Origin of the sequence: Kitasatospora sp. NPDC059577 (genome assembly GCF_042735475.1) — a bacterium.
Lineage (GTDB): Bacteria > Actinomycetota > Actinomycetes > Streptomycetales > Streptomycetaceae > Kitasatospora.
This window is the reverse complement of record NZ_JBHWBZ010000031.1, coordinates 78583-91093: the sequence shown is the minus strand read 5'-3', so window position 1 is coordinate 91093 and position 12511 is coordinate 78583. Positions and strand designations below refer to the sequence as shown.

At 73.0% G+C, this 12511-nt stretch carries 9 protein-coding genes; 5 read left to right on the top strand and 4 right to left on the bottom strand.

Going from position 1 to position 12511, the window contains the following annotated elements; all coding sequences use genetic code 11:
• Positions 1–102: 102 nt before the first annotated feature.
• Positions 103–1764 carry a TolB family protein gene (locus ACFV0O_RS23615; protein ID WP_380344996.1) on the bottom strand — a complete coding sequence of 554 codons (1662 nt, stop codon included), beginning with the start codon at positions 1762–1764 and terminating at the stop codon, positions 103–105.
• A gap of 238 nt (positions 1765–2002) precedes the next feature.
• Entirely contained in the window at positions 2003–3430 is a 1428-nt protein-coding gene (locus ACFV0O_RS23610) for a TolB family protein (protein ID WP_380344994.1), read from the bottom strand.
• Positions 3431–3751: 321 nt separating this feature from the next.
• Between ACFV0O_RS23610 and ACFV0O_RS23605 the strand changes: the two genes are divergently transcribed.
• The gene (locus ACFV0O_RS23605; RefSeq protein WP_380344992.1) at positions 3752–4663 is read left to right on the top strand and encodes a LysR family transcriptional regulator; all 912 of its coding nucleotides are present in this window, start codon (positions 3752–3754) and stop codon (positions 4661–4663) included.
• 174 nt (positions 4664–4837) lie between these two features.
• Here the strand turns inward: ACFV0O_RS23605 and ACFV0O_RS23600 are convergent, their stop codons facing one another.
• Positions 4838–5041 (bottom strand): hypothetical protein, encoded by a 204-nt coding sequence (locus ACFV0O_RS23600; protein WP_380344990.1) that lies wholly within the window; start codon positions 5039–5041, stop codon positions 4838–4840.
• 113 nt (positions 5042–5154) lie between these two features.
• Here ACFV0O_RS23600 and ACFV0O_RS23595 point away from each other — a divergent pair, with 113 nt between their 5' ends.
• The 4 genes from ACFV0O_RS23595 to ACFV0O_RS23580 all read left to right on the top strand — a co-directional run bounded on the left by ACFV0O_RS23595 (position 5155) and on the right by ACFV0O_RS23580 (position 9780).
• Complete coding sequence (locus tag ACFV0O_RS23595) at positions 5155–5697, top strand: TetR/AcrR family transcriptional regulator (protein ID WP_380344989.1); 543 nt, start codon at positions 5155–5157, stop codon at positions 5695–5697.
• Positions 5698–6030: 333 nt separating this feature from the next.
• Positions 6031–7017: a Gfo/Idh/MocA family protein gene (locus ACFV0O_RS23590; protein ID WP_380344987.1), complete on the top strand. Its 987-nt coding sequence runs from the start codon at positions 6031–6033 to the stop codon at positions 7015–7017.
• Positions 7018–7260: 243 nt separating this feature from the next.
• On the top strand, positions 7261–9075 hold the full coding sequence (locus tag ACFV0O_RS23585; RefSeq protein ID WP_380345002.1) for an endonuclease/exonuclease/phosphatase family protein: 1815 nt from the start codon (positions 7261–7263) through the stop codon (positions 9073–9075).
• 195 nt (positions 9076–9270) lie between these two features.
• Complete coding sequence (locus tag ACFV0O_RS23580) at positions 9271–9780, top strand: GNAT family N-acetyltransferase (RefSeq protein WP_380344986.1); 510 nt, start codon at positions 9271–9273, stop codon at positions 9778–9780.
• A 146-nt stretch (positions 9781–9926) separates the two neighbouring features.
• Here ACFV0O_RS23580 and ACFV0O_RS23575 read toward each other — a convergent pair whose 3' ends face one another.
• Entirely contained in the window at positions 9927–12311 is a 2385-nt protein-coding gene (locus ACFV0O_RS23575; RefSeq protein ID WP_380344985.1) for an ATP-binding cassette domain-containing protein, read from the bottom strand.
• Positions 12312–12511: the final 200 nt, after the last annotated feature.

Sequence of the window (12511 nt, the reverse complement as noted above, 5' to 3'; positions counted from 1 at the left end):
GGGGCGGGACGCCGGCCCGGCCGACGTCCCGCCCCCGTTCGCGGTTTCCGGGGCGGTTTCCGGGGCGGGACCGGGGCGGACGGACGGGTGGGAGCGGCCCGGTCAGTCGTCGTCGTCCTGGCCCTGGTCGTCGCCGTCGCCGTCGCCGTCGCCGGGGTGGCCGGTGGGACGGGCGAAGACCTGGTAGCCCTCGCTCGCCGGGCCGTTGGTGCCGGCGACCAGGTTGCCGCTGGTCGAGCCGAACACCACGGCCTCGCCCCGGGCGTCCACGAAGGGGTCGACCGAGGAGCCGTTGCCGGACGAGCCGTCCGGCGCGGTGGCGACCCGCTCGGTCCGGCCGGTGCGCAGGTCCTGGCGGTAGACGTCCCAACCCGTGTGCTGCGGGCCGGCCACCAGGTTGTCGGCGGCGGAGGAGAAGTAGATCCAGCGGTTGTCGGCGGTGACGCTGCCGTGGTCGGAGGTGCCGACCGAGGTGGTGCCGGGCAGGCCGCCGCTGACCTTCGTCACCGTGCCCTTCCTGAGGTCCCGGACGTACAGCACCAGGTGGTACCGGTGGCCGTTGGTGGACCCGCCGGGCTCCGGCAGGGCGTAGACGGCGCGCCGCCCGTCCGGGCTGATCGTCGCGTCGAAGCTCGCGAACCCGAGCTTGCCGTCGAGGTCCAGGCTCGCGGCGGAGATGCGGCCGGAGTCGACGTCGTAGGTGTAGTAGGCGCCGGTGGTCGGCCGGGCGAGGTTCGGCTGTGCCACCCGGGCGCCGCGGGGCAGGGCCGTGGCGGTGCCCGGGGCCAGCTCGACGTCGGCGGTGGCGGCGGCCGTATCGGGGGCGGGACGGGTGGCCGCGGGACCTGCGACGGGCCCGGCGACGGGACCGGCGGCGGCCGCGGCCTCGGCGGCCGGGGCGGCGAGGGCGGGGGTCTGCCCGGCCGGCACCAGGTTGGACGCGAACGAGGTGAACCCGACGGTGCGGCCGTCCGCGCTGATGGTCGGATTGAGGGACATGCTGTCGCCCGGCTTGCCGTCCACGCCGAGGGTGACCAGACGGGTCTTCCCCGTCCAGCGGTCGGTGACGTAGACGTTGTAGTCCCAGGTGTAGGGCCTGGCGAGCGAGGGGTCACCGCCCTGGAGGCCCGGAACGAGGTCGGTCCGGGAGGACACGAAGGCCACGTAGCGGCCGTTCGCGCTGATCGAGGGCGCGTACGAGGCGTGGAACTTGTCGGCGTCGGTGCTGGTGGGAGCGCCGCTGACCAGCTCGGTGCGGCCGGTCCTGCGGTCGCGGACGTACACCTCGGTGCGTCCCGGGACCGGCATGCCGGGCAGCACGTTCTCGGCGTCGCTCTCGAAGGCGACGTAGCGGCCGTCGGCGTTGATCGCGACGTAGTCGGTGAAGCCGTTCAGGACGCTGCCGTCGTCGGCCAGGTTGATCCGCTCGGTACGGCCGGTCCGCAGGTCGCGGACGTAGGCGTCGCGGCCGCTCTTCGCGGGCTGCGACACCAGGTTCGTGGCCCACGAGGTGAACAGGGCGTAGTGCCCGTCCGCGCTGATCCCCTTGCTCCACGACTGGTTGTCCGGCACCGCGCCGTTCAGTCCGACGCTGACCTGGACGGTGCCGCGCGGCGCCGGAGCGGCCTGGGCGGGGACGACGGTGGTGGCGAGCACGGCGGCGGCCACGAGGACGCCGCCGCTGCCGGCCAGCCACCGGTTGCGGGTGGTGCGGGAAGTGCGGGTGGTACCGGAAGTGCGGGTGCTACGGGTGCTACGGGTCATGGGCGTTGTCCTCCCCGGTGATCGCCCCCTGCGCCGGGCTCCCTCCCGGCGACGGGCTCGTGCAGAGCCAATCGTCGGGAGGGCGCGGTGGTCAACGGCCCCGGGTGATCCCGGCGGAAAAGTACGTCAACGGACGTATCCCGCAGGGGAGTCAGGCCATTTCGGGCAGCGGATCAGGCCACCCGGGTGGTCGGTCGTCCGGTCGTCCAGCCGTCCGGTCGTCCAGCCGCGCGTCGGTTCAGAGGCGGCGGCGGAAGACGTCCGCGCTCTGGTTGTCGTCGCCCGGGACGAGGTTGCCGTCGTCGGCGGTGAACAGCAGCGTCGTGCCGAAGGCGTCGACCCTCGGGAAGTACGACGAGGCGGTGCTCTGCGCGTCGTCCCGGGTGAGGGAGACACGGTCGGTGCGCCCGGTCCACGGGCTGTAGCGGAAGATGTCGGTCTGCTCGTTGGTGTCGCCGGGGACCAGGTCGTCGGCGTCGGAGGCGAAGAAGACCTCGTCGGTCAGGGACATCGCGGCGTTGAAGGAGTCCCGGATGTCGGTGGCGCCGGGCAGCGGGTTGCTGACCTTGGTGACCTTGCCGGTGGCCAGCTCGTGCAGGAAGACGTCCGAGTGCCGGCCGTGCGAGCCCGGGCGGCCGCCCGGCTGGAAGAGGTCGTAGACGACGTACCGGCCGGACGGGCTGATCTGCCCGTCGGAGCCGCCGCCCTGCAGCTCCCCGGTCTCGTCGAGGCTCGCGCCGGTGATCTTGCCGGTGCGGGAGTCCCACACGTAGTCCGGGTAGGCGCGCAGCCCGGCCAGCCGGGGGCTCGTCCCGGCGGCGGTGGTGCGGGGTGCCCCGGGCTCGTCGGCGGTGTCGGCCGCCGCGGCCTTGGCGGCGGGCGGGGTCTCGGCCGCCGGGAGCAGGTTGCCGGCCCGGGAGTTGAACTCGATGCGGCTGCCGTCCGCGCTGATCGTCGGGCTGTAGGAGCTGTTGTCGGCCGGGCTGCCGTCGGCCCCGGTGGAGACCACCCGGGTGGTGTGGGTCCAGCGGTCGGTGACGAAGATGTTGAACTTGCCCGCGCGGACGCCGGGCGCGAGGTCGGAGCGGTCGGAGGAGTAGGTCACGTAGCGCCCGTCCCAGCTGATCGCCGGGTTGTAGGCGGTGCGCCGGCTCTGGTCGTCGCCCACGCCGGAGCTGCCGTCGGCGGCGGTGACCAGCTCGGTGCGGCCGGTCCACAGGTCCCGGACGTAGATGTCGTTGGCGTGCTTCGGCAGGGCGGGCAGCAGGTTGGTCGCGGCGGTGCCGAACACCACGTACCGGCCGTCCCCGCTGATCGCCGCATCGCCGGTGCCCGCGTTCAGCGAAGCGCCGTCGTCGGCGACACTGACCCGCTGGAGGTGCCCGTTGCGCAGGTCGCGGAGGTAGACGTCGCCCCCGGCGCCGGCACCGCCGGGCAACAGGTTCGTCGCCGAGGACGAGAACAGGGCCAGCCGGCCGTCGCCGCTCAGGCCGAGCGCGAAGGACTCGCGGTCGAGCCCCTCGCCCTTGGGCCCCTCGCTGACCCGGGCGGTGTCGCCCTTGGGCGGCCGGGCCTCGGCGGCGGGCATCACGGCGCCGACCGCAGTGACGGCGGCCAGGACGCAGGCCGTACGGGCCAGTCGGCGGCGGGTGCGTGCGGTGGTCATCGATCATCCTCCCCAGATGACGGTGTCCGGGCCCGCTCGACCCCCGCGGCCCGGTCGGTCACGAGCCAAGCGCCGTCCGGCCCGACGGTCAACGAAGGGGAGCGATCCCGACCGGAAATACGTCACGGGTGGTAGCTCCGTCCGAAGGTGCGGCCGCGCCGGCTCGGCCGCGTCCCGGCCCGCTCCGTGCCGCCTGCTGGGCCCGTGCCGCCTGCCGGCCCGCGTCCACGCGGTCCCGCTCCGTGCCGCCTGCCGGGCCCGCGTCCACGCGGTCCCGCCCGCTCTGTCCGGTTCGCTCCGCCGCGCTGGCAGAATTGGCCTGTGATCGACGCACGACGGCTGCGGACCCTGCGGGCCGTGGCGGACCACCGCACCGTGACCGCCGCGGCGGCCGCCCTCTACCTGACCCCCTCCGCGGTCTCCCAGCAGCTCGCCGCCCTGGAACAGGAGACCGGGCACCACCTGCTCGCCCGCGAGGGCCGGGGCGTGCGGCTGACCGCCGCCGGGGAGATCCTGCTCGGCCACGCCGACGTCGTGCTCGCCCAACTGGAACGTGCCGAGGCCGACCTCGCCGCCTACAGCGCGGGCGTCTCCGGCGAGGTCACCGTCGCCTCCTTCGCCACCGGCATCGGGCTGGTGCTCGCCCCCGCCATCGGCCTGCTCGGCGAGCGCGCGCCGGGAGTGCGGCTCAAGGTGCTGGACGCCGAGGGCGACGCCAGCCTGCCGATGGTCCTGGACGGCCGGGCCGACCTCGCGGTGGCCGTCGAGTACCGCGGCGCCCCGCGCGCCGACGACGCCCGGCTGACCAGGGTGCCGCTGTACGCCGAGCCCTTCGAGGCCGTCCTGCCGCTCGGCCACCCCCTCGCCGGAGAGGCCGGCCCGCTCGACGTCGCCGCCCTGGCCGACGAGCCCTGGATCGGCCCCTACCCGGGCAACCCCTGCCACGACGTGGTGCTGCTGGCCTGTGAACACGCCGGGTTCCAGCCCCGGCTGCTGCACTCCTCCGACGACTTCCGCGCCGTCGTGGCGCTCGCCTCGGCGGGCGCCGGGGTCGCCCTGGTGCCGCGCTCGGCGCTGCGCGGCGTCGACCTCGGGCAGGTGGCCGTCCGCCCGGTGGACAGCGAGCTCGCCACCCGTCGGGTGTTCGCGGCCGTGCGGGCCGGTGCCGACGGGCACCCGCTGATCCGGCCGGTCCTCGACGCCCTCGCCGAGGCGGCGGCCGCGAGCGCGTAGCGCGCGGCGGGGTTCTGCCACGGGCGTTCGGAAACGGGCGTCAGGAAACGGTTGTGCGGCTGCCCGGCGTCCCGGGTCGGGCGGCCGCGCCGTGTGCAGGTGGCGTGGCGTCCCGGCCAGGGCGGCCGTGCAGCCGCAGGTCCATGGGGGCGGTCGGGCGTCCGACCGCCGGGGTCACCCGGTCGTGAGGGTGATCAGGCGGACGGCGGGGGCGGAGACCACCTGCACCGTCGCGGTGCCGGGCAGTCGCAGCTTGGCGAAGCCGCCCTGGAAGGCCACCAGCGCCCGGGGCACCGAGGAGACCGCCTCGCCGCCCGCCGTCACCACCGTGTAGCCGGCGACCAGTTCGACGGCGGCCTCGGCCCAGTCCTCGTTCATGCGTCCCCCCGCTGTACGACTGTCCCCTGAAACGGTACCGATCGGTTCCGTTCCGACGCGAAAACGGTACCGATCGGTGCCGTTTGGCGTCAAGGGCGGTTAGGATCGGTCCCATGGCAGTCAACGCACGGGCGCGCCTGCTGAGCACGGCCGAGTCCCTCTTCTACGCGAACGGCATCCACGCGGTCGGCGTCGAGCGCATCCTCTCCGAATCCGGCGTGGGCCGGGCCTCCTTCTACCGGCACTTCACCGGCAAGGAAGCCCTGGTCACCGCCGTCCTCGAAGGCCGGGACGCACGCTGGCGCGCCTGGCTCTCCGAACGCGTCGCCGCCCACGGCGGCCACCCCCTGCACGTCTTCGACGCCCTGGCCGAACGATTCGCCGCACAGGACTACCGCGGCTGCGTCGCCATCAACACGATGACCGAAATCGCCGACCGCACCAGCCCGGCCCGCGAGATGGCGGCCCTGCACAAACGGCGCGTCATCGAACTCGTCGAACAGCTCATGCGCGCCGCCGACATCCCCGAACCCTCTTGCCGCGCACGGCAGTTCGCCCTGCTGATGGACGGAGCCATCGTCACCGCCCTACGCGAGGGCACCCCGGACGCCGCCTGGCGCGCCCGCAGCATCGCCGAATCCCTCCTGGCCACCTGAGCCGGCAGGGCGCCGGCCGCACGGGGCGGGAACCGACGACCGTCCGTACCCTCAGCACCGGACCGACCCGGATCGGCGAGGCCCACCGGATCACCCCCGAGGACCGGTTCACCGACTCGGCACGCCGACCGCGAGCCGCAACCGGGCCAACCACCGTGCACGCCGCCACCGCCCCAGACCGTCGGTGTCGACTGGTGCCGGCCACTCGACGGAGGGACCGTGCGGTGGCCGGCCGCGCCGGCGATGGTGCGTGCCGGCGACGGGTTGGTGGGGCGTGGGAGCCAGTGAATAGGGTGGGGGCGACACTGCCGACACGCGTGTGTGGAGAATCCGATGAGTTCGTCCTCTGTTTCCGACAGCCTCCTCCCGGTCGGGGTCATCGGCCTCGGTGACATCGCGCAGAAGGCGTATCTGCCGGTGCTCACCGCGCTGCCCGGGCTCGACCTGCGGTTGATGACCCGGGACGCGGCCAAGCTGGACCGCATCGGTGATGCTCACCGGATCGCGCCGGAGCACCGGTTCACCGATCTCGGTGCGCTGGTCGGGAGTGGGATCCGGGCGGCGTTCGTGCATGCCGCGACGAGTCAGCACGTGCCGATCGTGGAGCAGTTGCTGACGGCGGGCATCGATGTGTACGTGGACAAGCCGTTGGACTACACCGTGGACGGTGCCCGTCGGCTGGTCGATCTGGCCGACCGGACGGGCCGTTCGCTGATGGTGGGCTTCAACCGGCGTTTCGCGCCCGGCTACGTGCAGGCGAAGGAGCGTCCGCGTGACCTGATCGTGCTGCAGAAGAACCGTGAGGGTCTGCCGGAGGCTGCGCGGTCGATGGTCTTCGACGACTTCATCCACGTGGTGGATGTGCTCCGGTTCCTGGTGCCGGGGGAGGTCGAGCACGTCGATGTCCGCTCGCGGGTGCGCGACGGCCTGGTCGAGCACGTCGTGCTGACCCTCGCCGGCGAGGGGTTCACGGCGCTGGGCATCATGAACCGGCTGTCCGGTTCGACGGAGGAGGTGCTGGAGGTGTCCGGCGGCGATTCCAAGCGTGAGGTCCACAACCTCTCCGAGGTGGTCGACCACCGGGGTCAGCCGACCGTCCGGCGCCGGGGCGACTGGGTGCCGGTGGCCCGTCAGCGCGGCATCGAGCAGGCCGTCGTCACGTTCCTGGACGCCGTGCGCGCCGGCAAGACGCTCGACGCGCACGACGCCTTGCGCGGCCGCGAGCCGTGCGGGCCGGTGGCGGAGGGGCCGGGGGTTTCTGGGAGCCCGCTGGGAGCGGGCTGTGAGCAGCCTGGCCTGACCGTGAGTCAAGTCACCTGAGGGGAACCGACAGTTCACCGACGGGGTCTTGTCGGGGCTTTTTCTACGCGCGTATCTTGAGGGGCGCCGCGGGGGGCGGGTGTCCGTCCCCTGCTTCCTCTACGCGAGTAGCGCGCGCTCGAAGCGCGCCTCCGCCCGGACCGCCGTGCCACGACCGTGCCGCACGACGGAGCTAGGAGTCCTGCCCCGGTGACCACCGCCCCCGCCTCCCGCCCGCACAGAACCCTGCTGCGCGCCGCCCTGATCCCGGCCTCGCTGGCCGCCTCGCTGGTGCTCGTCCCGCTCCCGGTGGCCAACGCCGCCGGCGCGGCCACCCCCGCCCCGACCGAGGCCGGCCCGCTGCGGATCCACGACGTCCAGGGCGCCACCCGGATATCCCCGCAGGCCGGCAAGCCCGTCACCGGCGTGCCCGGCATCGTCACCGGCGTGCGTGCGTACGGCAGTTCCAAGGGCTTCTGGATCCAGGACCCGAACCCGGACGCGGACCCGGCCACCAGCGAGGGCATCTTCGTCTTCACCGGCGGCAACCCGACCGTCAAGGTCGGCGACTCCGTGCTGGTCAGCGGCAAGGTCACCGAGTACTACCCGAGCTACTCCGGCGGCTCGCAGTCCGTCACCGAGATCTCCGCCCCGGCCGTCACGGTCGTCTCCTCCGGCAACCCGCTGCCCGCCCCGGTCGTCGTCGACACCCGCAACATCCCCGGCACCTACAGCCCGGCGGCCGGCGCGGACGGCTCCATCGACGGCGTGACCCTGAACCCGGAGAAGTACGCCCTGGACTTCTACGAGTCCCTGGAGGGCATGCTCGTCCAGGTCAAGGACGTCCGGGTGATCCAGGCGACCGACAAGTACAACGAGCTGTGGGTCGCCGCGGACCGCCAGGACCAGCGCAGCAAGCGCGGCGGCGTCCTGTACGAGTCCTACCGCGAGCCCAACGTCGGCCGTCTGATGATCCAGCAGCAGGCCGCGGTCTCCCAGCAGCCCTTCCCGGTGGCCAACGTCGGCGACGAGCTGACCGGCACCACCACCGGCCCGCTGGACTACAACAACTTCGGCGGCTACACGCTCGTCGCCGGCACCGTGGGCACCCTGAAGGACAACCACCTCCAGCGCGAGGTCACCGCCCAGGCGACCGACCGCGAACTCACCCTCGCCACCTACAACGTGGAGAACCTGGCGCCGAACAACCCGGACGCCAAGTTCGCCGAGCTCGCCCAGGGCGTCGTCACCAACCTGCGCTCGCCCGACGTCGTCGCCCTGGAGGAGATCCAGGACAACAACGGTTCCAAGAGCGACGGCACCGTGGACGCGAGCCAGACCGTGGCCAAGTTCGTCGCCGCGATCAAGGCGGCCGGCGGCCCGGCCTACGACTGGCGCTCGATCGACCCGCAGGACGGCAAGGACGGCGGCGAGCCCGGCGGCAACATCCGCCAGGTCTTCCTGTTCAACCCGCAGCGGGTCTCCTTCACCGACATCGCGGGCGGCGACTCCACCACCGCCGTCGGCGTCACCGGCACCGGCGCCGCCACCGCGCTGACCGCCTCGCCCGGCCGGATCGCGCCGAACGACGATGCCTGGACCAACAGCCGCAAGCCGCTGGTCGGCCAGTTCGTCTTCCGCGGCCAGAAGGTCTTCGTGATCGCCAACCACTTCAACAGCAAGGGCGGCGACCAGGGCATCGACAGCCGCTTCCAGCAGCCGACCCGCAGCTCCGAGGTGCAGCGGGTCAAGCAGGCCACCGTCGAGCAGGCCTTCGTCGCGCAGCTGCTGGCCGCCGACAAGGAGGCCAGGGTCGTCTCCCTCGGCGACTTCAACGACTACCAGTTCTCGCCCGCGCTGGCCGCGCTCACCAAGGGCGGCGTGCTGCGCGACCTGGTGAACGAGCTGCCCGAGACCGAGCAGTACTCGTACGTCTACCAGGGCAACTCGCAGGTGCTGGACCACATCCTGGTCAGCCCCGAGGTCGGCTACGCCAAGTACGACGTGGTGCACATCAACTCCGAGTTCGCCCAGCAGGCGAGCGACCACGACCCGCAGGTGGTCCGCATCAAGCCGTGACGCCGGTCCGCCCCGGGGGCTGACCGCGGGCCCTGACCCGGGGCCTTGACCCGGGGCCTTGACCTGGTGCCCTGACCGCGGGCCTCGGCCCGGGCCCGCGGTCAAGGCCCGGGCTCCGGCTATCCTGCCTTCGCCACCGGTGATCACCGGTGGCGGAGGCAGCGTCCTGTGACGCGCGGTGTGACGGGGGAGAGCGTGACGTACCGGATCGAGCGGATCGGCCGTGACGACTGGCAGCGGCTGCGGACGGTGCGCCTCGCCCAACTCCTCGACACGCCCATGGCGTTCGGCGAGATCCACGCCGAGGCCGGCCGCCTCGGCGAGGGCACGTGGCGGGCCCGGACGGACTGGGTCAACGAGCCCGGCAGGGTCGGCCTGGTCGCGGTGGACGCCGACGGGGAGTGGGTCGCCACCATGCTGTCCGTCCCGAGCAAGGACCACGCCGACGCCGTCGAGCTGATCGGCGTCTGGGTGGACCCGGAGCACCGCGGCCGCGAACGCGGCGTCGCGGACGCCATGCTGGACGCGGTCCTCGCCTGGGCCCGCGGTCAGGGCGCCGCGCGGATGCTGCTCGGGGTCCACGAGGCGAACCCCCGCGCAGCCGCCTTCTACCTGCGGCGCGGGTTCGCGTACACCGGGGGCGAGACGCCGTACGTGCTGGACACCTCGGCGCGGATCCTGGAGATGGCCCTCCCCCTGGGGTGACGCCCCCTGTGGGAGGGCTCCCGAGGGGGAGGGCCCGGGGCGCCCGGTGCTCGGTGACCCGCGCCCGGCGATCGGTGACCCGCGCCCGGCGATCGGTGACCCGCGCCCGGCGCCCGGCGACCGGTGACCGGCCGGAGCGGCGGGGCTCAGCCGCCGACGTACTCCGCCAGGGCCTCGCCCGTCGGCGTGGAGCGGGCCGCGATCAGCTCGGCCGGGGTGCCCTCGAAGACCACCCGCCCGCCGTCGTGACCGGCGCCCGGGCCCAGGTCGATGATCCAGTCGGCGTGCGCCATGACCGCCGGGTGGTGCTCGATCACGATGACGGACTTGCCGGACTCGACCAGCCGGTCCAGCAGCCCGAGCAGTTGCTCGACGTCGGCCAGGTGCAGGCCGGTGGTCGGCTCGTCGAGGACGTAGACGCCGCCCTTGTCCGCCATGTGGGTGGCCAGCTTGAGCCGCTGCCGCTCGCCGCCGGAGAGCGTGGTGAGCGGCTGACCGAGGCTGATGTAGCCGAGGCCGACGTCCGCCAGCCGCTCCAGGATCCGGTGGGCGGCGGGCAGCCGGGCCTCGCCCTCGCCGAAGAACTCCTGGGCCTCGGTCACCGGCATCGCCAGCACCTCGGCGATGTCCCGGCCGCCGAGGCGGTACTCCAGCACGGCGGGCTGGTAGCGCTTGCCCTCGCAGTCCTCGCAGGTGGTGGCCACCCCGGCCATCATCGCCAGGTCGGTGTAGACCACCCCGGCGCCGTTGCAGGTCGGGCAGGCGCCCTCGGAGTTGGCGCTGAACAGGGCCGGCTTGACGCCGTTGGCCTTGGCGAAGGCCTTGCGGACCGGTTCCAGCAGTCCGGTGTAGGTGGCCGGGTTGCTGCGGCGCGAGCCGCGGATCGCGCCCTGGTCGACCGAGACCACGCCCTCGTGGACGGGGATCGAGCCGTGGATCAGCGAGCTCTTTCCGGAGCCGGCGACCCCGGTCACCACGGTGAGCACCCCGAGCGGGACGTCCACGTCCACGTCCCGCAGGTTGTGGGTGTCCGCGCCCCGGATCTCCAGCTGCCCGGTGGGCTTGCGCACGCTCTCCCGCAGCGGCGCCCGGTCCGCCAGGTGCCGGCCGGTGACCGTGCCGCTGCCCCGCAGCCCGTCCACGCCGCCCTCGTAGCAGACCGAGCCGCCCGCCGCACCGGCGCCGGGACCGAGGTCGACCACGTGGTCCGCGATCGCGATGGTCTGCGGCTTGTGCTCGACCACCAGCACGGTGTTGCCCTTGTCGCGCAGGCGCAGCAGCAGCTTGTTCATCCGGTCGATGTCGTGCGGGTGCAGGCCGGTGGTGGGTTCGTCGAAGACGTACGTGGTGTCGGTGAGTGAGGAGCCGAGGTGACGGATCATCTTGACCCGTTGTGCCTCGCCGCCGGAGAGCGTGCCGGACGGGCGGTCCAGCGAGAGGTAGCCGAGGCCGATCTCCACGAAGGAGTCGAGGGTCTCCCGCAGGGTGGTGAGCAGCGGCGTCACCGAGGGCTCGTCGAGTCCGCGGACCCACGCGGCGAGGTCGCTGATCTGCATCGCGCAGGCGTCGGCGATGCTGGTCCCGGCGATCCTGGAGGAGCGGGCGGCCTCGCTGAGCCGGGTGCCGCCGCAGTCGGGGCAGGCGGTGAAGGTGACGGCACGCTCGACGAAGGCGCGGATGTGCGGCTGCAGCGCGTCCTTGTCCTTGGAGAGCATCGACTTCTGGATCTTGGGGATCAGGCCCTCGTAGGTGAGGTTGACGCCGTTGACCTTGACCTTGGTCGGCTCCCGGTACAGGAAGTCCTGCAGTTCCTTCCTGGTGTACTCGCGGATCGGCTTGTCCGGGTCGAGGAAGCCCGAGTTGGCGTAGATGCCGACCGTCCACCAGCTGTCGGTCTTCCAGCCGGGGATGGTGATCGCGCCCTCGGCGATCGACTTGCCGTCGTCGTACAGCTGGGTGAGGTCGATGTCGGAGACACTGCCCCGGCCCTCGCAGCGCGGGCACATGCCGCCGGTGATGCTGAAGCTGCGCCGCTCCTTGACGGTCTTGCCGGCGCGCTCGACGGTCACCGCGCCCGCCCCGCTGATCGAGGGCACGTTGAAGGAGAAGGCCTTCGGCGAACCGATGTGCGGCGTGCCGAGGCGGCTGAACAGGATGCGCAGCATCGCGTTGGCGTCGGTGGCGGTGCCGACGGTGGAGCGCGGGTCGGCGCCCATCCGCTGCTGGTCGACGATGATCGCGGTGGTCAGGCCCTCCAGGACGTCCACCTCGGGGCGGGCCAGCGTGGGCATGAAACCCTGGACGAAGGCGCTGTAGGTCTCGTTGATCAGCCGCTGGGACTCGGCGGCGATGGTGTCGAAGACCAGTGAACTCTTGCCCGAACCGGACACGCCGGTGAACACCGTCAGCCGGCGCTTGGGGATGTCGACACTGACGTCCTTGAGGTTGTTCTCGCGCGCGCCGTGGACGCGGATCAGGTCGTGGGTGTCGGCGGCGTGCGGCGCGGGGTGCGCGTCCGTCCTCTTGGGCATGGTCGTCGTCTCTCCCTGTCGATCGGGCGGGCCCGACCCCGCGGTCACGGTCGGCGGTGAACCCCCTCGATCCAACCAGAATCGAGGGGGTCCGGTCCGGCCGGTGCCGTGGGGTCGGGCCCGTCGGGTGCGGGTGCCGGGGGGTTTCCGTGTTCGGCCACCGGGGCGGCCTACGGCTGCCCGGCCGGCCTGGCGGCTGG